Origin of the sequence: Phenylobacterium sp. (genome assembly GCF_037138395.1) — a bacterium.
GTDB lineage: Bacteria > Pseudomonadota > Alphaproteobacteria > Caulobacterales > Caulobacteraceae > Phenylobacterium.
Genome location: NZ_JBAXIM010000035.1, coordinates 1 through 20,675, shown reverse-complemented (window position 1 = coordinate 20,675; position 20,675 = coordinate 1). Strand labels below are relative to the sequence as shown.

At 66.9% G+C, this 20,675-nt stretch carries 24 protein-coding genes; 9 read left to right on the top strand and 15 right to left on the bottom strand.

Going from position 1 to position 20,675, the window contains the following annotated elements; all coding sequences use genetic code 11:
* Nucleotides 1-750: TonB-dependent receptor plug domain-containing protein (locus WCJ52_RS04480; RefSeq protein ID WP_336902104.1), on the bottom strand; the 750-nt coding region annotated here is incomplete at its 3' end.
* Nucleotides 751-899: 149 nt separating this feature from the next.
* Here WCJ52_RS04480 and WCJ52_RS04475 point away from each other — a divergent pair.
* The 7 genes from WCJ52_RS04475 (at nucleotide 900) to der (ending at nucleotide 6,882) form a co-directional block, all read left to right on the top strand.
* A complete protein-coding gene (locus WCJ52_RS04475; RefSeq protein ID WP_336902103.1) occupies nucleotides 900-1,271 on the top strand; it encodes a DUF3597 domain-containing protein in 372 nt (123 codons plus the stop codon).
* A 122-nt stretch (nucleotides 1,272-1,393) separates the two neighbouring features.
* On the top strand, nucleotides 1,394-1,768 hold the full coding sequence (locus tag WCJ52_RS04470) for a DUF6249 domain-containing protein (RefSeq protein ID WP_336902102.1): 375 nt from the start codon (nucleotides 1,394-1,396) through the stop codon (nucleotides 1,766-1,768).
* Nucleotides 1,769-1,772: 4 nt separating this feature from the next.
* Nucleotides 1,773-2,315 (top strand): sigma-70 family RNA polymerase sigma factor, encoded by a 543-nt coding sequence (locus tag WCJ52_RS04465; RefSeq protein WP_336902101.1) that lies wholly within the window; start codon nucleotides 1,773-1,775, stop codon nucleotides 2,313-2,315.
* Nucleotides 2,312-2,686, top strand: a complete 375-nt coding sequence (locus WCJ52_RS04460) for a hypothetical protein (RefSeq protein WP_336902100.1) — start codon at nucleotides 2,312-2,314, stop codon at nucleotides 2,684-2,686. Before WCJ52_RS04465 ends, WCJ52_RS04460 begins: the two co-directional genes overlap by 4 nt.
* Nucleotides 2,687-2,986: 300 nt before the next feature.
* Nucleotides 2,987-3,736 (top strand): tetratricopeptide repeat protein, encoded by a 750-nt coding sequence (locus tag WCJ52_RS04455; protein WP_336902099.1) that lies wholly within the window; start codon nucleotides 2,987-2,989, stop codon nucleotides 3,734-3,736.
* Nucleotides 3,733-5,124 (top strand): PQQ-binding-like beta-propeller repeat protein, encoded by a 1,392-nt coding sequence (locus WCJ52_RS04450; RefSeq protein WP_336902098.1) that lies wholly within the window; start codon nucleotides 3,733-3,735, stop codon nucleotides 5,122-5,124. The genes WCJ52_RS04455 and WCJ52_RS04450 overlap by 4 nt, the downstream gene beginning before the upstream one ends.
* Nucleotides 5,125-5,133: 9 nt before the next feature.
* Nucleotides 5,134-6,882, top strand: coding sequence for a ribosome biogenesis GTPase Der (der, locus tag WCJ52_RS04445; RefSeq protein ID WP_336902097.1), 1,749 nt, complete (start codon nucleotides 5,134-5,136; stop codon nucleotides 6,880-6,882).
* Here the strand turns inward: der and WCJ52_RS04440 are convergent.
* The 11 genes from WCJ52_RS04440 to WCJ52_RS04390 all read right to left on the bottom strand — a co-directional run bounded on the left by WCJ52_RS04440 (nucleotide 6,827) and on the right by WCJ52_RS04390 (nucleotide 17,024).
* Nucleotides 6,827-7,582, bottom strand: a complete 756-nt coding sequence (locus tag WCJ52_RS04440; RefSeq protein ID WP_336902096.1) for an SDR family NAD(P)-dependent oxidoreductase — start codon at nucleotides 7,580-7,582, stop codon at nucleotides 6,827-6,829. The genes der and WCJ52_RS04440 overlap by 56 nt on opposite strands.
* A gap of 9 nt (nucleotides 7,583-7,591) precedes the next feature.
* Complete coding sequence (locus WCJ52_RS04435; RefSeq protein ID WP_336902095.1) at nucleotides 7,592-8,605, bottom strand: bile acid:sodium symporter family protein; 1,014 nt, start codon at nucleotides 8,603-8,605, stop codon at nucleotides 7,592-7,594.
* Nucleotides 8,602-10,086 (bottom strand): amidophosphoribosyltransferase, encoded by a 1,485-nt coding sequence (purF, locus tag WCJ52_RS04430; RefSeq protein ID WP_336902094.1) that lies wholly within the window; start codon nucleotides 10,084-10,086, stop codon nucleotides 8,602-8,604. The genes WCJ52_RS04435 and purF overlap by 4 nt, the downstream gene beginning before the upstream one ends.
* Nucleotides 10,083-10,694, bottom strand: a complete 612-nt coding sequence (locus WCJ52_RS04425) for a CvpA family protein (RefSeq protein ID WP_336902093.1) — start codon at nucleotides 10,692-10,694, stop codon at nucleotides 10,083-10,085. Before WCJ52_RS04425 ends, purF begins: the two co-directional genes overlap by 4 nt.
* Complete coding sequence (radA, locus tag WCJ52_RS04420) at nucleotides 10,691-12,064, bottom strand: DNA repair protein RadA (protein WP_336902092.1); 1,374 nt, start codon at nucleotides 12,062-12,064, stop codon at nucleotides 10,691-10,693. The genes WCJ52_RS04425 and radA overlap by 4 nt, the downstream gene beginning before the upstream one ends.
* Nucleotides 12,065-12,111: 47 nt before the next feature.
* A complete protein-coding gene (alr, locus tag WCJ52_RS04415) occupies nucleotides 12,112-13,188 on the bottom strand; it encodes an alanine racemase (protein ID WP_336902091.1) in 1,077 nt (358 codons plus the stop codon).
* Between the two features lie 145 nt (nucleotides 13,189-13,333).
* Nucleotides 13,334-14,824 (bottom strand): replicative DNA helicase, encoded by a 1,491-nt coding sequence (locus tag WCJ52_RS04410; protein ID WP_336902090.1) that lies wholly within the window; start codon nucleotides 14,822-14,824, stop codon nucleotides 13,334-13,336.
* A gap of 175 nt (nucleotides 14,825-14,999) precedes the next feature.
* Nucleotides 15,000-15,581: a 50S ribosomal protein L9 gene (gene rplI / locus WCJ52_RS04405; protein WP_336902089.1), complete on the bottom strand. Its 582-nt coding sequence runs from the start codon at nucleotides 15,579-15,581 to the stop codon at nucleotides 15,000-15,002.
* Nucleotides 15,582-15,593: 12 nt separating this feature from the next.
* Complete coding sequence (gene rpsR / locus WCJ52_RS04400) at nucleotides 15,594-15,857, bottom strand: 30S ribosomal protein S18 (RefSeq protein WP_336902088.1); 264 nt, start codon at nucleotides 15,855-15,857, stop codon at nucleotides 15,594-15,596.
* A 17-nt stretch (nucleotides 15,858-15,874) separates the two neighbouring features.
* Nucleotides 15,875-16,240, bottom strand: a complete 366-nt coding sequence (gene rpsF, locus WCJ52_RS04395) for a 30S ribosomal protein S6 (protein WP_336902087.1) — start codon at nucleotides 16,238-16,240, stop codon at nucleotides 15,875-15,877.
* A 217-nt stretch (nucleotides 16,241-16,457) separates the two neighbouring features.
* Nucleotides 16,458-17,024 carry a peroxiredoxin gene (locus WCJ52_RS04390; RefSeq protein WP_336902086.1) on the bottom strand — a complete coding sequence of 189 codons (567 nt, stop codon included), beginning with the start codon at nucleotides 17,022-17,024 and terminating at the stop codon, nucleotides 16,458-16,460.
* A gap of 115 nt (nucleotides 17,025-17,139) precedes the next feature.
* Here WCJ52_RS04390 and WCJ52_RS04385 point away from each other — a divergent pair, with 115 nt between their 5' ends.
* Together WCJ52_RS04385 and WCJ52_RS04380 are read left to right on the top strand one after the other, a co-directional pair.
* Entirely contained in the window at nucleotides 17,140-18,102 is a 963-nt protein-coding gene (locus WCJ52_RS04385; protein WP_336902085.1) for a phosphoribosylaminoimidazolesuccinocarboxamide synthase, read from the top strand.
* Nucleotides 18,103-18,143: 41 nt separating this feature from the next.
* A complete protein-coding gene (locus WCJ52_RS04380) occupies nucleotides 18,144-18,926 on the top strand; it encodes a thioesterase family protein (protein WP_336902084.1) in 783 nt (260 codons plus the stop codon).
* 6 nt (nucleotides 18,927-18,932) lie between these two features.
* Here the strand turns inward: WCJ52_RS04380 and WCJ52_RS04375 are convergent, their stop codons facing one another.
* The 3 genes from WCJ52_RS04375 to WCJ52_RS04365 form a co-directional block, all read right to left on the bottom strand.
* Complete coding sequence (locus WCJ52_RS04375) at nucleotides 18,933-19,502, bottom strand: carboxymuconolactone decarboxylase family protein (RefSeq protein WP_336902083.1); 570 nt, start codon at nucleotides 19,500-19,502, stop codon at nucleotides 18,933-18,935.
* A gap of 16 nt (nucleotides 19,503-19,518) precedes the next feature.
* Nucleotides 19,519-19,656 carry a hypothetical protein gene (locus WCJ52_RS04370; RefSeq protein WP_336902082.1) on the bottom strand — a complete coding sequence of 46 codons (138 nt, stop codon included), beginning with the start codon at nucleotides 19,654-19,656 and terminating at the stop codon, nucleotides 19,519-19,521.
* A gap of 8 nt (nucleotides 19,657-19,664) precedes the next feature.
* A partial coding sequence (locus WCJ52_RS04365; RefSeq protein ID WP_336902081.1) for a zinc-binding dehydrogenase occupies nucleotides 19,665-20,675 on the bottom strand: 1,011 nt, incomplete at its 5' end.

Below are 20,675 nucleotides of genomic sequence, written 5' to 3'. Positions count from 1 at the left end.
GCCCCAGGAGTCGGCCTCCAGGGCCACATTCTTCTGCCGCTTGCCGCCGTCGGAAGGAAGGCCGGTCGCCGCGGTCCGCCGGGCCGAAACCGGCGGGACCGGGGTATCGTAGTCGCCCGACCTGCGCCGGGTGGCGTCCATGGCCAGGACGAGGGGCCCGACGGCCACGGTCGCCGCGCCCGAGGCCGATCGTCCGTTGTCGATTCCGGACCAGGACAGGGCAGCGTGGCCGTCCGCAAGTCCGTCGGGTCGTCGGGACGGCACTCGGTCGTCGATCACGTTGACGACGCCTCCGATCCCGGCGCCGCCATAGGCGAGGGTAGAGGGGCCGCGCAACACTTCGATCCGGCTGGCCTGGCCGGCCTCGCTGGGAACGGCGTGGTCTGGCGACAGCGAGCTGGCGTCCACCATGCCCACCCCGTTCTGGAGCAGCAGCACGCGCGGGCCGGAAAGTCCGCGGATCACCGGGCGGCTGGCGCCCGGGCCGTAGGCGGTGGAGCGCAGGCCGGGCAGGCCAGCTAGCAGGTCCCCGATGCCCGCCGGAGGTGCGCGCCCCAGCTCTGCCGCCGAAACGACGTCGACGCTGCTGGTCACCGTGTCGAGAGAGACAGCATAGGGCGCGGCCGTGACCACCACCTCTTCGACTTCTGTAGGCTTCCGGTTCCCGGTTTCCGCCGCGTTGGCCGCCGTGCCAGCCAAAACCAAACCGAGCATGCCGGCGGAAAGGACATAGGGGTCGCGCCTGGTCATTCGAGGGTCCGGTGCCTGGGTTCTAATTATGTTATAATATAACTTTTCTGGGCTGAACCAATCAAGCGCATTGTGAAATCCGCGAAAGTTGGCATGAAACCGGGACCCCGGTCGCTGGGACCGGGCGCACACCCTTCCAGGAGACCGCCATGGGCATTTTCAGTTCCATCATGGGCAAGATCTTTCCGCCCAAACCCAAGCCCGTTGCGGCGGCCCCGGCTGCGCCGGCTGCCGCTGCTGCACCCCCGCCTGCGCCTGTAGCCCCGGTTGACGTGGAAGCCGTCCTGACCGCGCTTGCGGCCTCGAAGGGCGGCGGTGGGAACTGGCGCACCTCAATCGTCGACCTCCTGAAGATGCTCGACATCGACTCCAGCCTGAACGCCCGCAAGGAACTCGCCGGCGAGCTCGCCGTCAATGCGGGCGCCCACGGCAGCGCCGAGCAGAACTTGGCCCTGATCAAGGCCGTCTGGGTCGCGCTTGAGCAGAACGGCGGCATCGTTCCGGCCAGCCTGCGGGACTGATCTCCAATCGCGTCCGGGGTGATCACGAAAGCGTGATCCCCCGGATTGCATCCGGATCGCCCTCCGGAGGCTCCTAGGCGTATCGGGTCCTTCAAGGACCGCCACAGCTTGGGAGCAAACTCATGGTCGAATCAGTCCTTACAGCCTTCATCGTTTTCGGGTTCATCACCGCAATCATCCTGGGCAGCCAATACTTCCAGGCCCGTAAGCGCGCCCGCGTCCACGAGACCATCGAACTGGCCATGCGCCAGGGACAGCCCGCACCCCCGGAGCTTGTCGAGCTGGTGGCGCGCCAGACCCCGCGTTCACAGCCGCCCAGCGACCTGCGCTGGGGACTGATCGCCCTGTGCGCAGGGCTGGGTTTCGCCATCTTCGGCCAGATCATGGGGGCGATCGATACGGAGGCGCGCACGGCCCTGACGGGCGTCGCCGCCATTCCCGGCTGTATTGGCATTGCGGGGATCCTCCTGCATTTCCTGGGTCGCAAGTCGTCCTGATCCGGTGGCCTTCCCTTCGTCACACCCAGAGGAGGGAGTTCCCGACGCCATCCTCGCCAGCCACGCTGCGGCTGGTGACACAGGGGCCTTCGCGGTCTTGGTCCGGCGGAGCCTGCCCCGGCTGCGGAGCTTTCTGCGGCGAATGGGAGCTGCCGCCGACCTTGCGGATGACTTAGCCCAGGACGCCCTGGTCATCGCCTTCGAGCGGATCGGGGATTATCGCGGCGAGGGTGCCTTCATCGCCTGGGTGCGCAGGATCGCCGCCCGGCGCTACTTGCGGGTCATCCGGTCGCACGCGCGCCTCGAACCGTTGGACCTCGCGCCCGAGGCCTATTCTCCCGCCCCGGATATCGGTCTCGCCCTGGACCTGGATTCCGCCCTCGAGCGTCTTCCCCAGGCTCAGCGTCTTTGCGTCAGCCTCCAGCATGGCGCCGGCTACACCACTTCGGAGATTGCACTGGCCCTGGGCTTGCCGGAGGGCACAGTGAAGTCACATATCTTCCGCGGGCTGGCGCGCCTGCGGCAGGACCTGGGAACCCAACGATGACCCAAGACAGTGATACCGGCTCTGAGGCGTTCGACCGCCAGCTCACGGCCCTGTTCGACGCACCGTTGCCCGGGCTGGAAAGCCCAGAGCTCGAGGGCCGGATCCTGGCCCGCCTGGTCCAGCGCCAGCGCGTGAGGGCCCTGGTCCTCGGTCTCGGTGGGCTCATCGGCCTGTGCATCGCCATTCGCAGCTTCCTGCAAACCGGCGTTCCGGCGCCCGCCACCCAGGCGATCATCGACATGGCCTCTGGCAAAGCCCTGGTCCGCGCCCTTGATGGTGCCCTCGGAAGCGGCATGGTCGGAACCCTCGCGGTCTGCGCGGGTCTCACAGTGCTCGGTCTGGCCTTGGTGAGGGCTCTGGAGGCGGCTTGAAGGTCGCCATCCCGTGTCGCTGGAGTCCTGAAGGTCGGCAGAGGGCCTGTTTATCGTCGTCAGATGCGCCTTTTTCCCCCGGGAGGGGACCTACTGGACGTCAAGAGCCCAGGGTTTCTGGTGACATCTCTCGACTCAGGGCGCGGGTCAGGCACCCTGCCGGGCACCTTCGCTGCCAGGTTTCCCGGGCGCCACGGTTCCGCCATGGGTGCGCTTCACCCTCGAGACATTGCGGCGAACCGGCCGGCGCTATAGTTTCCGCCGCGCCGGGTCGCGGCACCTCAATGCGGAGTCTCCAGAGTGGTCGACGTTTTCGAAGAAGTCGAAGAGCAGATCCGCTCCGACCGCTATCGCGCCCTGGCGCTGAAGGCGCTGCCGGCGTTCATCGGTCTCGTCGTCCTGGTGCTGGCGGGTGTCGGGGGATGGCAGGGCTACAAGGCCTGGACCCAGAGCCAGTCGAGCAAGGCCTCAGAGATCTACGCCAAGGGGCTCGAAGCCCTTCAGGCCGGTCGGCCCGCCGATGCGAAGGCTTCCTGGGAGACCGTCTCGAAGAGCGCAAGCCCGGCCTACAAGTCCCTGGCCCTGCAGCATCTTGGCGCACTCCGTCTTGGCGAGCGTGACGTAAACGGCGCCGTCGCTCTCTTCGACCAGGCGGCGAAGGCGGCACCGGATCCGCTGATCGGCGATGCAGCCCGCCTGAAGGCCGTCTACGCCCTCCTCGACACGGCGCCCCGGGCCCAGATCGACACCCGGCTCGAGCCGCTCCTCAAGGCCGGACGTCCCTTCCGGATGCAGGCCCGCGAGGCCGCCGCCTTCTCAAAGCTCCTGGCTGGCGATACCGCAGGCGCGCGCTCGGACTTCGTGGTCGTCTCCCTGGCCCCTGACGTCGCCGAAGGCGCCCGCAGCCGGGCCACTGCAGCCATCGCCCTCATCGACAGCGGATCTGCGAAGGCCACTGCAGATCTCGTCAAGGCCGCTGCGGCCCTGCCGCCACCCCGTCCCCTCCCGCCTGGGATCCCAGGGCTTCCCATGCAGGCACCCGCCCAATGATCCGCTCCCGCTCCATGATCCTCACCGTTCTGGCGACGGCGATGCTGGTTTCTGGCTGCGCCCAGACCCAGAGTCTGCTGAACTTCGGGGACAAGGGGCCAAAGGAAACCGCCCAGGCGGAGAACCGGATTCCGCTTAGCGGCTTTGACCAGGAGGTTACGCCTGAGGCGGGGCTCAAGGGCGCGAGCTTCTATCTCCCGGATCCGGTCGCCCTGGACCAGTGGGCCCTGCCGGGGGGGACGCCCGAGCAGGCTCCGATGCATGCCGACGCTGGCAAGGCCTTGACCGTCGGCTGGAAGAGAGGCTTCGGGTCCACACGGGGTCGCAACGCCCATGTCATGTCCCCGCCCGTGGCCGTCAATGGTAAGATCTACGTGATGGACGGCCATGCCGCCGTCAGCGCCCTCGACGCGCGCACGGGTGCCCAGGTCTGGAAGGTCGATCTGCGCGGCAAGGCCCGCCGGGACACCGTCGCCTTTGGCGGGGGGCTTGCAATCGCCGAGGGCAAGGTGGTGGTGACCTCCGGCTACCGCTTCGTCACCCAGCTGAATGCTGACACCGGCGCGGTTCTCTGGCGGACCGCGGTCGAGCAGCCGATCCACTCCGCCCCGACCATCTCCGGCGGCCGGATCTTTACCGTCGCCATCGACAACACCCTGCTGACCTTCGACTTCGCGACCGGCAAGGAGGGATGGACCTACCAGGCCCTCTCGGAACCCGCCCGTATCCTCGCCGCCTCAAGTCCGGCGGTCTCTGGCGATACCGTGGTCGCCGCCTTCGGGTCGGGTGAGTTGATCGCCCTCCGCGCCGCCAACGGGAATGACCTGTGGAGCGACTCCCTGTCCCGGGCGAGCCGCACCAACGCCCTCTCAGAAATCCGGGATATCGCGGGACGCCCCGTCATTTACCAAGGCGACGTGGTGGCGGTCAGCCATTCTGGCGTTCTGTCCTCGACGGACCTGCGCACCGGCCAGACCCGTTGGTCGCTGCCGATCACCGGCATCACCACGCCCTGGGTTGCGGGCGACGTTGTCTATGTGGTGGACATGGCAGGCAAGCTCTACTGCCTCGCTCGGGAAACGGGTCTGGCCTATTGGGTCACCGACCTGGGTGTGGGACGCGAGAAGTCCGGCTTTTTCGGGAACCTCGGCCGCAAGTCCTCGAAGACCAAGAAGGCCGGTACGCGCCCGATCTGGTCCTCGCCAATCCTAGCCTCGGGTCGGATCGTCCTGGCGTCTAACACCGGTGAACTCGTCGCTGTCAACGCCCGCTCTGGCGAGGTCGAAAAGTCGGTAAAGCTGGGCGAACCGGTGACCGTCGGCCCCATCGCCCTGGGCGACACCCTCTATTTCGTGACCGATGAGGCCCGGCTCATTGCGGTCCGTTAGGTACCGCCCATGACCCTCAGACTCGCCATCGTCGGCCGGCCCAACGTCGGCAAATCGACCCTGTTCAACCGTCTGGCGGGCAAGCGCCTGGCCATAGTCGACGACCGCCCTGGCGTGACCCGAGATCGTCGCTTCGGAACGGGTCGGATTGGCGACCTTGACGTCGAACTGATCGACACCGCCGGCTTCGAGGACGTCACCGACGAAAGCCTTGAGGCCCGGATGCGCGCCCAGACCGAGGCGGCCATCCGGGAATGTGACGTGGCCCTCTTCGTCATCGACTCGCGGGTGGGGGTGACCCAGCTCGACGAGATCTTCGCCGATGTCCTGCGCCGGCATGACCGGCCTGTCATCGTGATCGCCAACAAGGCTGAGGGGCGGCAGGGCGACGAGGGCACCAACGATGCCTTCCGGCTGGGCCTTGGGGAACCGATTCCCCTGTCGGCCGAGCATGGGGAGGGTCTTGCAGACCTTTATGCCGCGCTCAGGGCCTTTGCAGACGATCCCGAAGAGTCGGAAGACGCCGACGAGGCGGACTTCGAGGCCGTGGTGGCCGCCGAACGTGAGGCCGGGGAGGAAGAGGATCTCGAGGCGGATGCCGCCGACGACCGCCCCCTCCGTATTGCCATCGTCGGGCGTCCCAACGCGGGCAAGTCCACCCTGGTGAACCGGCTGATCGGCGAGGATAGGCTGTTGACCGGGCCGGAAGCGGGGATCACCCGCGACGCCATCCCCGTGGACTGGTCCTTGGGCGGGCGCGCGATCCGGCTGGTCGATACTGCGGGGCTGCGCCGGAAGGCCAGGGTCCAGGAGGGACTGGAAAAGCTGTCCACTGCGGACACCATCCGGGCCATCACCTTCGCCGAGGTGGTTATCCTGGTCGTCGACGCCACCCACCCCTTCGAGATCCAGGACCTGCAGATCGCCGACCTGGTCGAGCGGGAAGGTCGGGCCCTGGTCTTCGTGCTGGCCAAGTGGGACCTCATCGATGAACCCCAGAGCCGTCTGGCCGAGATTCGGGAAACCCTCGACCGGCAACTGCCCCAGGTGCGCGGCGCGCCCCTCGTGGCCTTGTCCGCGGAGACGGGCCGGAACGTCGACCGGCTCATGCCCGCCGTGTTCAAGGTCCACGAGAACTGGTCCACCCGGGTCAAGACCCGCGACCTGAACGACTGGCTGGCTATGGCGATCCAGAGGCACCCGCCTCCCGCCGTGAACGGACGGCGGATCCGGCCCAAGTACATGGCCCAGACCAAGGCGCGTCCACCGACCTTCGTTCTGTTCGCCACCCGGGCCGAGCAGCTGCCCGACCACTATCGGCGCTATCTGGTGCACGCCCTCCGGGAAAGCTTCGACCTGCCCGGAGTGCCAATCCGCGTGAGCGTCAGATCCAGCCGTAATCCCTTCGTGGATGGTCCATCACCCAAGGCGGCAGGCCCTGCGGGAGGCGTACGGGCGCGGGCTGGGCCTCGGAAGGCTTCCGGAACGGCCCGGTCCAAGGCAGCGGCCCAGACCGCCCAGATCGCCAAGACCGCCCAGACCGCCAAGTCCGCCCAGAGCGCCAAGTCCGCCAAGTCCGCTAAACCTGCCAAGGTGACCAAGGTATCAGGCCGCTCCCGGCCAGCCGCCGGATCCAAGCCAGCGTCGCGCGCCGGCGCGAGGCCGGGGAAGGTGAAGGGGCGTCCCGCCTCTGGACGTGCCGTCAGGTCGAAGGGGTCAGCGCCACGCGGTCGGCCTTCCAAGCCCGGAAAGTCCTGACAGTCGTCGGCAGGCCGGGGTCTGAGAGCGTCAGCTCGATCATCATCGGACCGATCTCCGAGGGGTCCGGCAGGTCTGCAGGATCCTCGCCGGGATAGGCCTCGGCCCGCATGCGGGTGCGCATGGCTCCCGGATCGATGATCGCTGCGCGGACACCAGTGTGTTCCAGTTCATCCGCCCAGGCCCTGACAATTGCCTCCATGGCGGCCTTGGAGGCAGAGTAGGGGCCCCAGAAGGCCCGTGGGGACGCCGCCCGGCTGGAGGTGACGAACAGGGCTCTGCCGGCGCCCGAAGCCTTCAGCAGGGGCTCCATCGACCGGATCAGACGCCAGGAGGCGGTGGCGTTCACGGTCATGACCCGGTCCCAGAGACCGGGCTCCACATGGCTGACCGGCGTGATGGCGCCCAGGACGGCTCCCGCATGTATGACGATATCCAACCGTCCGAACCTCTGGTGAAGGGCGAGTCCCAGGGCGTCGAGCCCGGCGGGTTCGGCAAGATCCAGGGGGACGAGCGTGGCGTGATGCCCGGTCAGGGCAAAGATCTCGTCGTCCAGGGACTCCAGCGCGCCCTGGGTCCTGGCCGTGGCCACGACGTGGGCTCCGGCCCCGGCCAGGGCCAGGGCTGAGGCGCGTCCGATCCCCCGGGAGGCACCGGTCACCAGGGCGATCTTGTCTGCGAGGGGCGTGTCGGCGGTCATGTCGCCCCCTTAGCCCGTCGCAGCCGGGGCGTCACCCTCAGACCCTGGTCGCTCCGCGTATCTCTGCGCGATCACAGCGGCGGCCATGAGCTGGATCTGGTGGAAGATCATGATCGGCAGGAGGACCAGCCCTAGCCCGTCGCCGGGAAACAGGACGCCCGCCATGGGAACCCCGCTCGCCAGGCTCTTCTTGGACCCGCAGAAGACCAGGGTGATCTCGTCAGGCGTGGACAGGCGCGCCGCACGGGCGGCGGCCAGGGTGGCGCAGAGGACGATGGCGAGCAGGATGCCGCAGACCAGGGTCAACCTGACGAGGTCCAGGGCACCAAGCCGGGACCAGATGCCGCCAGCCACGGCATCTGAAAAGGCGGCGTAGACCACCAGCAGGATCGAGCCCCGGTCCAGCTTGGACAGGATACCGGCTCGGCGGGATACAAAGTCACCAATCCAGGGGCGCAGGAGATGCCCCGCCAGGAAGGGTACCAGGAGCTGGAGCACTATGGTCTGCAGCCCGTCCAGGGAGACCCCCCCGCCCGTCCTGTGCAGCAGCAGGCCGGCGAGCACTGGCGTGACGATGATGCCTAGCAGGTTGGAAGCCGTCGCCGCCGCAACGGTCGCGGCCACATTTCCCCGGGCAATCGCTGTAAAGCCGATGGAAGACTGGATGGTCGAGGGCAGGCACCCAAGGAAGAGAAGACCGGGTGCGAGACTGGCCGGCAGGATCCAGGCTGGCAGGCCCTGGGCCAGAAGGCAGAGGGCCGGGAAGAGGAGGAAGGTCGCAGCCAGGACCATGCCATGCAGTCGCCACTGGGTGGCACCGGCGATCACCGCTTCCCGGGACAGGCGGGCACCGTGCAGGAAGAAGACCAGGCCGATGCCCAGAGAGACGGCGACCTTGAGGAACGGGCGGGCCTCACCCTGAGCTGGAAGAAGGGTCGCCAGTACCACCATGCCCAGGATCAGCAGGATGTAGACGTCGGGCTTCAGCCTCGTCAGCCAGCGGCCGACAGGCGCAGGGCTCACGCGTCAACCAGGAAGGACAGCTGCCGATCTGTGACCGCGTTACGCCCTTCGGCGATTTCCCGGTCGAGGAGCCGGGTCGGATAGTCACCCGTGAAATAGTGATCGGTGAACTGGGGGTTTGCGGGGTCCCGCGGGCCCGCCTCCATGGCCCAGTAGAGGCCGTCCACGGAAAGGAAGCCCATCGAGTCCACGTTCAGGATCCGGGCGATGTCCTCGACGCTGTTGTTGGCAGCCAGCAGCTTATCCCGGTCGGGCATATCGATACCGTAGAAGTCCGGCCACTGGATCGGCGGGGAGGCGGAACGCAGGTGAACCTCTGTGGCCCCGGCCTCGCGCACCATCCGGACCACCCGCATGGAATTGGTGCCGCGGACGATGGAGTCGTCGATCAGCACGACCTTCTTACCGGCCAGCACAGCGCGGTTCGGAGAGAGCTTCATTCGCACGCTGGATTCGCGCGCACCCTGGGTGGGCTGGATGAAGGTCCGGCCTACATAGTGATTTCGGATGATCCCCATCTCGAAGGGCAGGCCCGCCTCCTGGGCGAAGCCGAGCGCGGCCGGGACCCCGGAGTCGGGGACGGGAACGACCACGTCGACGTCCGCAGGCATCTCCTGGGCCAGGCGGCGGCCCATGCGCTTGCGGACCTCATAGATGGACTTGCCGTTCACAACGCTGTCCGGTCTGGCGAAGTAGACGTACTCAAAGATGCACGGGCGGGCGCGGGCGGCGGGGAAGGGCCGCAGGCTGTGTATGCCCTCGTGGTCGATGATCACCATTTCGCCGTGCTCGATGTCCCGGACAAAGCGGGCGCCAATCATGTCCAGGGCACAGGTTTCCGACGCCAGGACGGGATGGCCATCCAGGTCACCCAGGACCAAAGGCCGGATGCCGAGCGGGTCCCGGACGCCGATCAGCTTCTTGTTGGTGATGGCCACCAGGGCATAGCCACCCTCGATCTCCCGCAGGGCGTCGATGAACCGGTCCACGAGGCGGGGCCGGCGGGACCGCGCGATGAGGTGCAGGATGACCTCGGAGTCCGAGGTAGACTGGAAGATCCGGCCCTCTGCCACCAGTTGCTGGCGCAGGGTCAGGAAGTTGGTCAGGTTGCCGTTGTGGGCCAGGGCGATGCCGCCCGTGTCCAGGTCAGCGAACATGGGCTGGACGTTGCGGAGGACGCTGCTGCCCGCCGTTGAGTAGCGGGTGTGGCCAATGGCGAAGGCACCGGGAAGCCGGGTGGTCAGATCGCCGCCCGCGAAGGCGTCGCCCACATAGCCCATGTGCCGCTCGGTGTGGAAACCATTGCCGTCGAAGCTGGCGATGCCGCAGGCTTCCTGTCCCCGGTGCTGAAGGGCGTGGAGCCCCAGGGCGGTGACGGCAGAGGCATCCTCGACGTCGAAGACGCCGAATACGCCGCATTCGAGCCTCGGGGCGTCGTCGTCAGGATCACGTGGCGACCATCGATCGGCGGGGGTGTTCACCGGGGCGTCTCCGCTGCCTTATCTCGACCAGAAGGGGCGTTGGTTACATATCGCCCGGCGACCGGCCTGTCACCCTTGTGACCCTCACCAAGCGCCTTCTCGATCGCGGGGGCAATTCGCCCAGCAAGATTGGCACCCCGGGGCGCCAACGCACGGATCATCCCGGCGGAGCGTTCGGTGAGGGGGTAGAAAAGCGAACCCTGCAGCCAGGTAGGCGCATAGCTTGGCGGCGTCGCCGCGGTGAAGGCGAGGTTGCACACGCCCAGGAAGAGCGCCGCCCTCACAAGGCCAAATCCAAAGCCCAGGGCCCGGTCCAGGGCGCTCAGCAGCCGGGCCTGGCGGATGCCTCCCGTAAGGCCAGAGCCCAGGAGGCGAAGGCCCAGATAGGCGAGGGCGAAGACCACCAGGAAGCCGATGGGCGCAGCGGCCCAGTCAGGGTCCATGCGGGCCTCGATCAGCGGCGTGACGAATTTCAGCCCGAGCATGGCCAGGACCAGGGCGACGACAAGCGAGACCAGGGAGACCAGTTCCTTCACTGCCCCTTGGGCGAACCCCAGGACGCCCGAGAGAAGCAGGATCCCCAGGATGATGAGGTCGAAGGGCATCATGGCAGGGTGCTCCAGCCGCCATCGCCGATCCTTGTGATGGCGTCGGCGAGGCGTGAGACCCCAGCAAGCTTCAGGGCGCCGGCATCGGCGTCCCGGGGGGCCAGGGCCTGGCGGAACCCAAGCTTGGCCGCCTCACGGACCCTCGCTTCCGTCCGGCTGACCGGGCGGATCTCGCCGGAGAGGCTTATTTCGCCAAAGACCACGCAGTCCTGCGGAAGGGCGACATCGAGGGCGGAGGAGGCCAGGGCCGCTGCCGCCGCGAGATCCGCCGCCGGTTCGCTGATCCGCAGGCCGCCCGCCACGTTCAGATAGACGTCCCTCGCTCCGAGTGAGAGGCCGCAGCGGGCCTCGAGGACGGCCAGGACCATGGCGAGCCGGCCGGAGTCCCAGCCCACCACCGCCCGGCGAGGGTTGCCGTAGGCTGAAGGCGCCACCAGGGCCTGGAATTCGACCAGCACCGGTCGGGATCCTTCTATGCCCGCAAAGACGGCAGCGCCCGCCGCCCGCTCGCCGGAGGTGTCCAGGAAGAGGGCGGAGGGATTGGCCACCTCGCGCAGGCCTGCGTCGCCCATTTCGAAGACGCCGATCTCATCGGTGGCGCCAAAGCGGTTCTTGACCCCCCGCAGGACCCGGAAGGGATACCCGCGCTCGCCCTCGAAGGTCAGCACCGCATCCACCAGGTGTTCGATCACCCGCGGGCCTGCAATGGCGCCTTCCTTCGTCACATGGCCGACGAGGATGATCGCAACGCCCTCGCGCTTGGCCAGGCGGACGAGCTCTGCTGCGGCGGCTCGCACCTGGGTGACGGATCCTGGTGGCGCATCATGGGCGTCACTCCAGAGGGTCTGGATGGAGTCGATCACCACGAGGTCGAACTTGGAGCGCTTGAGGCCATCCAGGACGTTTCTGAGGCTGGTCTCAGCCGCGAGCTGGACGGGGGCGGCACCCAGGCCCATGCGCTGGGCCCGACTGCGGATCTGGTCCACGGACTCTTCCCCTGAGACATAGGCGCAGGCTGCACCCCGCATGGCCGCCGCTGAGACGGCCTGCATGAGCAGGGTGGACTTGCCAACACCAGGGTCCCCGCCCACGAGCAGGGCCGAACCCCTGGCCACGCCGCCGCCGCAGACCCGGTCAAATTCCTCGATGCCGGTCTGGATCCTGGGAAGGGGCTGGATCTCGCCGGCCAGACCCTGGAAGTCGAGCCCTCGGACCCGCGTGGCGCGGCTGGCCGACAGGGCCCCGGGGGGCTTCAGCCCGCTCTCCTCGACAAGGGTGTTCCAGGTCTCGCAGGCGGGGCACTGCCCGCTCCAGCGGCTCTGGGCTGCGCCGCAGGACTGGCAGACATAGGACGCGCCGTCTCTGGCCATGGAGGTCTCCTGATTCGCCCGCCAGGGTCAGTCTAGCCCCGCTTGCGTCAGGATCGGACATACCGGCGGCGGGCGCGGGTGCTGAGTCGCACGAGGCACTCGTGGGCGACGGTGTCGGTCGCCGTGGCCAGGTCGTCGATAGGCAGGTTGGCGCCCATGAGTTCGACCCGGTCGCCAGGCCAGGCGGGGGTATCGCCGATCTCGATGGCCATGAGGTCCATGTTGACGATGCGGACCGGCCGTCGGGCGCCGGCGAACCAGGCCGAGGCACGGCCTCCGCCCCGGCGCAGCAACCCGTCGGCATAGCCTGCCGCCACGACCGCGACCCGGATGCGATGATCCAGCCTCAGGCCCGAACCATAGCCAAGCCATTCGCCAGCCTCGATAGTCCGCACATAGAGGATGGGGGCGTCCAGGGTCGCCACAGCCTCGATCCGCGGATCTGGCCGCTCGAATGGTCCTCCGCCGAACAGGCTCACGCCAGGGCGGACCATGTCGAAGCGCCAGTCTGGACCCAGGAATGTGCCTGCCGAGGCTGAGAGACTTGCGGGCAGGGCTGGAAACAGGCTCCGGGCCTGGCGAAACCGCTGGAGCTGAAGCGTATTGCGGGGGTGTTCCGGCGTTGCCGCCGAGCCCAGATGGCTCATCAGCAGGACGGGGTTGAGGCCCCGGGCACCGTCTCGGGAGAGGTCCGACAGGGCGTCCTGCGACAGGCCCTGACGGTTCATGCCGGTGTCCACGTGGAGGCCGACCTCCAGCGGGCCGCCATCCGTCGCTGCGCTCCGGGCCGCGGCGACCTGAACGGGGTCGGCCAGCATGGGCGTCAGGCCCGATCTCCGGACCCGGGCCGTGGTGCCCGGGACAAGCCCGTCGAGCAGGTAGATCCTGGCGGGACGGGCAGGGCCCAGGCTCCGGCGGAGGGCTTCGCCCTCGTCCAGCCTCGCAACGAAGAAGGACCGCGCACCCGCGCTCCAGAGGGCTTCCGAGGTCCGCTTCACGCCCAATCCGTAGCCGTCCGCCTTAACGACAGGTGCGACCTCTGCGCCTGCCGCGACGGTTCCAAGGGTCCCGAAGTTCCGGGCCAGGGCGGAAAGGTCGACGGTCAGTCGGGCGCGATGCGGCATGGCCCCCGGATACCCAATGCCAGACGTCTCGGCTAGCTCCTGTTCCGATAAGTGGGAACCGGTTATCGGATCCAAACAGGATCTGACTTTTTGGTCTTAGAGCCTGTTTTGCCCCTCCAGACGTTCCGTCTGAAGGGAACAGGCTCTAGCGGATCTCGTACCGGCCTGGATCCCGGGCCAGGTTTCCGAACTTGGTGATTTCTTCCTTGTAGGACAGCCTGACCGTTCCGATCGGGCCATGACGCTGCTTGCCGATGATGATCTCGGCCATGCCCGCCACCTTGTCCATGTTCTCCTGCCAGGTGAGGTGCTCCGCCGTTCCCTCGCGGGGCTCCAGGCGGCTGAGGTAATAGCTCTCCCGGTAGATGAACATCACCATGTCGGCGTCCTGCTCGATGGAGCCGGACTCCCGCAGGTCCGCCAGCTGGGGCTTCTTGTCCTCCCGGTTCTCGACCTGTCGGGACAGCTGGGAGAGGGCGATGACGGGAACGTTCAGCTCCTTGGCCAGGGCCTTGAGGCTCTGGGTGATCATCGAGACCTCCTGGACCCGGTTCTCGTTGCGTTTGTCGCCCGAGGTGATCAGCTGGAGATAGTCGACGAAGATCGCATCGAGGCCATGCTGGCGCTTCAGGCGCCGGGCCCGGGCGGTCAGCTTGGCGATGGAAAGGCCGCCGGTTGCGTCAATGTGCAGCGGGGCTTCCTGGATCTCGAGTGCCGCCTCGCGGATGCGGGCGAACTCCGAGGCGTCGATCTCTCCCTTGCGGAGCCGGTCGCTGGAGACGCCGGAGACCTCCGCCAGCAGGCGCATGGCCAGCTGCTCTGCCGACATTTCCAGGGAGAAGAAGGCGACGATACCACCGGAAACCGTGCGCTTGGTACCGTCGGGCTGCGGTTCCCAGGCATAATGACGCGCCATATGAAAGGCGATGTTGGCCGCCAGCGAGGTCTTTCCCATCGAGGGACGCGCTGCGAGGATCACCAGGTCGGAGGCATGCAGTCCGCCGATTTTCTGGTCGAGGTCGATCAGGCCGGTCGAGACGCCGGCAAGGCCACCATCGCGCCGGTGCGCCTCGGCCGCCATCTCCAGGGCACCGCCCAGGGCATCCACGAAGGGGATGAAGCCCTGGGACGTCCCCCCAGTTTCCGCCAGCGTATAGAGGCTCGCCTCCGCCGCCTCGATCTGGTCCATCGCCGACTCAGCATCTTCGGGGGACTGCGCCCGGACGGTGATTTCCCCGCCGATCCGGATCAGGTCCCGGCGGAGGGCCAGATCGTAGATGGCGCGGGCATAGTCCGGGGCATTGGCGGCCGGCGGGGCGCGGTCAATCAGGTCGGCGAAATAGCGGACACCGCCGAGGGCCTCGAAGGCCGGATCCCGGCTGAACTGCTCGGCCAGCAGGATGGGCTCAGCCAGCTGGCCTTTCCGGATCTGGGTCTGGACCGCGGTGAAGAGCCGCTGATGGAAGGGCTCGTAGAAGTGCCGGGCCTCAAGGTTGTCGCCCAGGCGCTCGAAGGCCGCGTTGTCGTAGAGCAGGGCGCCCAGCAGGGCCTGCTCGGCCTCCACGTTGGCCGGAGGGTGCGGCAGGTCCACGTCGTTGTGGGGGGAGATCAGGTCGAGAGCCGATGCGAGCGCCATCCCTTTAGGAGATCGCCTCGCGAGGGCTGGGGTCAAGGCGTCACCCGCCTCGATGCACAGGATTCCGCAGCCTGTGGAAAAGGGCCGCCGGGTCCGGTCAGGCCGGACCCGGGCGCACAGAAAAGGGCGCGGAGCCGTTCGGATCCGCGCCCCATTTATCCAGGCAGAAGGCCGATCAGCCTTCGTAGTCGCCTTCTTGCTTGCCGGCACCGCCCGCAAGCATGTCATTGGCGGTCTCTTCGGCCGCCGCCCGGTCTTCAGCGAACTGGGACTCGAGGATGTTCTCGCCCCGGCCCTGACGCAGGGCTTCGTCCTCGGACCGGGCGATGTTCAGGGTGACGGTCACGGAGACTTCAGCGTGCAGCTTCACCTTCACTTCGTGGAGGCCAAGGGTCTTGATGGGCTTGTCCAGCACCACCATCGAGCGCTCGACCTTACCGCCGCCCGCATTGATGATGTCGGAGACGTCCCGGCCGCTGACCGAGCCATAGAGCTGGCCGCTCTCACCCGCCTGGCGGATGAGGATGTAGGCGGTCCCATCCAGGGTTTCCCCGGACCCGGCAGCTTGTTCCCGAGTGCGCTGGTTGCGGGCTTCGAGTTCGGCGCGCTGGGCCTCGAACACCTTCATGCTCGACGCATTGGCGCGCAGGGCCTTGCCCCGGGGGAGGAGGAAGTTGCGGGCGAAACCGTCCTTGACGGTGACCACGTCGCCGAGGGCGCCGCGGCCTTCGATCCGCTCCAGAAGAATAACCTTCATGTTGGGATCTCCTTACTTCACGACGTAGGGCAGAAGGGCGAGGAAGCGGGCGCGCTTGATGGCGCGAGCCAGTTCACGCTGCTTCTTGGCCGACACGGCGGTGATGCGGGACGGGACGATCTTGCCGCGCTCGGAAATGTAGCGCTGCAGGAGCTTGACGTCCTTGTAATCGATCTTCGGAGCGCCGGCGCCCGAGAACGGGCAGACCTTGCGGCGACGGAAGAAGGGGCGGCGGGCGGTCGCGGCGGGCGCGGCGGCTGCGGTTTCGTCGGTCATGGGTTCGGCCTCCGGTCTCAGTATGAGTCGTCGCGACGGGGTTCGCGCTCGCGTTCGCGATCGCGGCGGGCGAGGATCGGGGACAACTCGAGATCGAGTTCGTCGACGCGGATGGTCATGAAGCGCAGCACATCCTCATTCAGGGACAGCTGCCTCTCCATTTCCTTGACGGCCGGGGCCGGGGAGTCGAGGGCAAGAAGAGAATAGTGGCCCTTACGGTTCTTCTTGATCCGGAAGGTCAGGTTACGCAGGCCCCAGTACTCGATCTTGGCCACGGCACCGCCGTGTTCCTCGATAACCGACTTGATCTGGTCGTTAAGGGCTTCGGCCTGCTGCGGCGAAATGTCCTGCCGCGAAATGACGACGTGCTCGTAGAGCGCCATGTGTCCTTTATCCCATTTGGAGGGCGGCGTGTCCTTCGGCGGGTAACCGGAGGATACGATGGATCCCGGGCTGGCGGACGGGGCTTTCCCGTCCCTTTGGCGCTCCAACCCGTGACCGCCTTCCGTTGAAGCCGCGGTCCTTAGAGGAAAGCGGGGCCGGGTGCAAGGAAGACGGGCGTCTTCTCCGGTACCGGCCCCGCGCGGACTTTTGGGAATCCTACTTCCGCTTACCAGCCTTCCAGGCCTTCACGGCACCGAGGGTCTGTTCGACATGGTCATTGGGATCGAGGTTGTCGTAGGCGTGGATCACAGTACCGTCCGGCGCGATGACATAGGAAACACGGCCCGAGAGGCCCGGCATGGACATTCCGTTCATGCTCAGGGGGGCGGCGTAGCTCTTGGCGATGGAAGCGCCGGTATCCGCCGCCACCGGGAACTTGCCACCACAGCGCTCGGTGTCCTTGGAGAACTCGGCGAGCCGCTCGAGCTTGCCGGAGGTGACGCCGATCACGGTTGCTCCATTGGCCTTGAATTCATCTACCGCCTCGGAGAACAGGTGCGCCTCGACATTGCAGCCGGAGGTGTAGGCCGAAGGGAAGAAATAGAGGACCACGGGCCCCTTCTTCAGGCTGTCGGCGAGCTTGTAGGTGAAGGCGTTCCCGGCCAGGTAGGCGGGCGCGGTGAAGTCTGGGGCCTTGGCACCAGGGGCCAGTTTCGCGGCGGCGGGGGAGGCGGCGACGGCGATGGCCGCGACGGCGGTGGCGAGCAGGGCGTTACGAAGCATCGAATTTCCTCCTGGGCGGTCGAAACGACTGCCAAAACGGTTAGGGTTGGGCTAGTTCACGGCGGTCGATCGGTAGGTCCGGCCGGCGCGGAAACCACGCTGACCGGGATATAGGATGACCAGCCCGCCATTGCGACCCGTTCTCGACCAGATCGATCTTTCTGGGTTCCCTGGGCATTACAGGGGCAAGGTCCGTGAGAATTATGATCTGGCCGACGGTCGGCGAATTCTCATTGCCACCGACCGGCTCTCCGCCTTCGACCAGATCCTTGCGGCCATCCCCTACAAGGGCCAGGTGCTCACCCAGACCGCACGCTACTGGTTCGAGAAGACCGCCGACATCTGCCCGAACCATGTCCTGGAGTATCCGGACCCGAATGTCGTCGTGGGGCGCCGCCTCGACATCCTGCCTGTCGAGATCGTCGTCCGCGCCTTCCTGGCGGGAACCACGGGAACCTCGGTCCTCACCCTCTACAGCCAGGGAGCCCGGGAGATGTACGGCGTGCGGCTTCCGGATGGCCTTCGGCCCAACCAGCGCCTGCCCAATGTGATCCTGACCCCGACCTCCAAGGCCTTCGATGGTGGCCATGACGAGCCCTTGAGTCCGGCAGAGATCCTGGGCCAGGGACTCCTCCGCCCCGCCCAGTGGGAGGAGGTGTCCACATGCGCCCTCTCCCTTTTTGAGCGTGGCCAGGCTCTGGCGGCGGAACGGGGTCTCATCCTGGCGGATACAAAGTACGAGTTCGGCCTCGACCGGGACGGGCGCATCCTGCTCGCCGACGAGATCCATACCCCGGACTCGAGCCGATACTGGATGTCCGACAGCTATGAACAGCGCTTCGCAGCCGGGCAAAGACCCGACAGCTTCGACAAGGACTTTGTACGCAGCTGGGTGTCCGGGCGCTGCGATCCCTATGTCGACCCGATCCCGGCCATTCCCCCCGAGATGATCGAGCAGACCTCCGATGTCTATGTGGATGCCTTCCAGCGGATTACCGGCCAGGCCTTCGACATCCCGCCGCCCGGCCAGGACATCGCCGCGCGCATCCGGCGCAACCTCGCCGCATACGCTTCCTGATCCCAACCCGACCCACTGGATTTTCTGCCGGACATTTCCTGATGACTGAACTGCCCTTTTTTCTGCGTGACGGTGAAGCCTTCCTGCCCCAGGCCTCCGGACGGGGACCCTGGAATCCGGACTCTCTTCATGGACGGGTGGTCATCGGCCTGATGGGACACGCCCTGGAAACCGCCTTCGGGTCCGAGGACTTCATCCCCGCCCGCCTGACCGTCGACATGTACCGCCTGCCAAACTTCGACCCCATTGAGGTCAGGACCACTCTGGTCCGGGAAGGTGGTCGTATCCGCATGGCCGAAGCCGAGCTTTTGTCCGGCGGCAAGAGTTCAGCCAAGGCCTCCTGCCAGTTTCTCCGGCGGACAGAAAATGCACCCGGCAAGACCCGGAGCCCGCGGGACTGGGACGCACCCCACCCTGACTCCATCCCGGATCCGGATCCGTCGCAGGCTCCCATGGGGCGCATGTGGGCCGTGAAGCCGATCAAGGGCGGGTTCGGCGCGGAGGGCGACCGGCAGGTCTGGATGCGGGAGGTGCGCGAGCTTGTGGGTGGCGTCGCCCTGACCCCGTTCCAGCGCGTGGCCGTCGCCGCAGACTTCGCCAGTCCCTTCGCCCACGCCTCGTCTGACCAGGGCCTCGGCTACATCAATACGGACGTCACGGTGTACCTTCACCGGCTCCCGGCGTCGGAATGGATTGGCTTCCAGTCGGTGAACCACCAGGCCACCGATGGCGTCGCAGTGGGCGAATGCTGGCTCCATGATCCCGAGGGATCGATCGGTTTCGCCAGCTGCGCGGCCCTGGCCCAGAGGCGCACGCCCCGCTGACCGCCCTCAGAACCCCTTGAGATCAGGATCCAGGACCTGCCCGGCGTCGAGGGGGACCCCGAAGGTGTTCAGGATCATTGAGACCTGGGTGTATTGGCCGACCGTGTAGACGAGGTCCATCAGCTGCTTCTCGCTGAAATGGGCCGAAAGCGCCGCCCAGGTGGCGTCAGAGATGAACTTATCGGTATGGAGTTCATCGGTGGCCCGGAGGAGGAGGCGGTCGTCCTCCGACCAGTCACCGGCGTCCGCACCCTGTTTGATACGGGCGATCTCAGGGGCGGTGAGGCCGTCCCGCAGTCCGATCTCCACGTGCTGGGTCCATTCGTACCCCGACTTGCAGAGGTAACCGACCCTCAGGATCACAAGCTCGCGCTGCCGCGGCGGCAGGTCGTTCCGGCGTGACAGGATGTAGTTGCCCCAGGCGAGGAATCCGCGCGCGGCCTTGGGTGTCCGGGCCAGGGTCCGGAAGATATTCAGCACCCGGCCGGTCGCAGCCATGGGGGCTGTGAGCTCCCTCTGGTCGGCGTCCATCTCGGAGTCCGCCAAGGGGGCGATACGGGGGGCGGAAAGTCTCATCGGGCCAACTCCGGGATCAGGCGCGTAGGACGAAGGGGATCATCTGGGCCAGGAGCAGGAACCCCAGCGCAACCAGCAGGAGTCGACCCAGCAGCCGATTTCGCCGGAAGCGGGCCGACTCGACATCAGGATCAGGCGCAGATGGATCGGTCATTCTCTTTATTATCTCGTAGGTTCAACAAGGATTTTTACGTGCGCCTCAGGGTCCCCAAGGCTGATGAAAGCGCCCGCCACTTCCTCCAGGCCCACCTTGCCCGTCACCACGCCGGACACATCTATGATCCCTTCCGAGATCTGCCTCAGGGTATGGGCGAACTCGTCCGGCGTGTAGCCGAACACGAAGGTCAGTTCCATTTCCTTGGTGATGGCGATGGCCGGCTCGATCTTGTCGGTCTCCATGCACACCCCGGCCACGACGATCTGGCCGCCAGAGGGTGCAGCCTCGATCAGGGTCTGCAATATGCCCGGGGCACCGACACACTCGAACACCACCGGGCGACCGAAAGACTTGCCCATCATCCGGGCCATGGACTGGGCCGCGCGCTGCACCGGGACACCGTAGCTGTCCCACCGGGCGTGCGGGCTTTCCTTGGAAGGATCGATCACCAGGTCGGCCCCAAGCCTTTCCGCCGCCGCCCTGCGGCGGGGCGAATAGTCGGTGGCGATCACCGGCCCGTGCCCACGCGCCTTCAAGGCCGCGATGACCGCAAGGCCCACCGGGCCGCAGCCTACCACCATGCAGACCGAATCGCGGTCGAGCCGGGCCTTGGCGACAGCGTGCTCGCCGACCGCAAAGGGCTCTGTCAGGACTGCCTGGTCGGTGGTGAGGCCGTTCGGCACCTCCAGCACCATGGCCTCGGTCAGCAGCATGCGTTCAGCAAACCCTCCGGGAAGGCGATTTGAAAAGCCGAGGGACTCCACGCCGGTCTCTGTCAGGGTGACGGGGACTGAGACCACCCGGGCGCCGGTCCGGATCGTCCGGGTCGAGCCCGGGCCGTGATCCAGGACTTCGGCGCAGAACTCGTGGCCGAAGACCGTGTCTGCTGTGGGGTCGAAACCACTCGCAAAACCGCCATTCCCTCGGGCCGCGGTCTCGATCATGTGCTCCATGTGGTGCAGGGCGTGGAGGTCCGACCCACAGATGCCGCAAGCGAGGGTGCGGACCAGCAACTG

Bases quoted from the DNA above. Each gene is read 5' to 3' on its own strand.
- der (WP_336902097.1), top strand. From the start codon at position 5,134: ATGACCCTCAGACTCGCCATCGTCGGCCGGCCCAACGTCGGCAAATCG.
- WCJ52_RS04375 (WP_336902083.1), bottom strand. From the start codon at position 19,502: ATGAGACTTTCCGCCCCCCGTATCGCCCCCTTGGCGGACTCCGAGATG.
- WCJ52_RS04475 (WP_336902103.1), top strand. From the start codon at position 900: ATGGGCATTTTCAGTTCCATCATGGGCAAGATCTTTCCGCCCAAACCC.
- WCJ52_RS04450 (WP_336902098.1), top strand. From the start codon at position 3,733: ATGATCCGCTCCCGCTCCATGATCCTCACCGTTCTGGCGACGGCGATG.
- WCJ52_RS04410 (WP_336902090.1), bottom strand. From the start codon at position 14,824: ATGGCGCTCGCATCGGCTCTCGACCTGATCTCCCCCCACAACGACGTG.
- WCJ52_RS04460 (WP_336902100.1), top strand. From the start codon at position 2,312: ATGACCCAAGACAGTGATACCGGCTCTGAGGCGTTCGACCGCCAGCTC.
- WCJ52_RS04390 (WP_336902086.1), bottom strand. From the start codon at position 17,024: ATGCTTCGTAACGCCCTGCTCGCCACCGCCGTCGCGGCCATCGCCGTC.
- WCJ52_RS04385 (WP_336902085.1), top strand. From the start codon at position 17,140: ATGACCAGCCCGCCATTGCGACCCGTTCTCGACCAGATCGATCTTTCT.
- rpsR (WP_336902088.1), bottom strand. From the start codon at position 15,857: ATGACCGACGAAACCGCAGCCGCCGCGCCCGCCGCGACCGCCCGCCGC.
- rplI (WP_336902089.1), bottom strand. From the start codon at position 15,581: ATGAAGGTTATTCTTCTGGAGCGGATCGAAGGCCGCGGCGCCCTCGGC.
- WCJ52_RS04370 (WP_336902082.1), bottom strand. From the start codon at position 19,656: ATGACCGATCCATCTGCGCCTGATCCTGATGTCGAGTCGGCCCGCTTC.
- WCJ52_RS04380 (WP_336902084.1), top strand. From the start codon at position 18,144: ATGACTGAACTGCCCTTTTTTCTGCGTGACGGTGAAGCCTTCCTGCCC.
- rpsF (WP_336902087.1), bottom strand. From the start codon at position 16,240: ATGGCGCTCTACGAGCACGTCGTCATTTCGCGGCAGGACATTTCGCCG.
- WCJ52_RS04425 (WP_336902093.1), bottom strand. From the start codon at position 10,694: ATGATGCCCTTCGACCTCATCATCCTGGGGATCCTGCTTCTCTCGGGC.
- WCJ52_RS04470 (WP_336902102.1), top strand. From the start codon at position 1,394: ATGGTCGAATCAGTCCTTACAGCCTTCATCGTTTTCGGGTTCATCACC.
- WCJ52_RS04440 (WP_336902096.1), bottom strand. From the start codon at position 7,582: ATGACCGCCGACACGCCCCTCGCAGACAAGATCGCCCTGGTGACCGGT.
- radA (WP_336902092.1), bottom strand. From the start codon at position 12,064: ATGGCCAGAGACGGCGCGTCCTATGTCTGCCAGTCCTGCGGCGCAGCC.
- alr (WP_336902091.1), bottom strand. From the start codon at position 13,188: ATGCCGCATCGCGCCCGACTGACCGTCGACCTTTCCGCCCTGGCCCGG.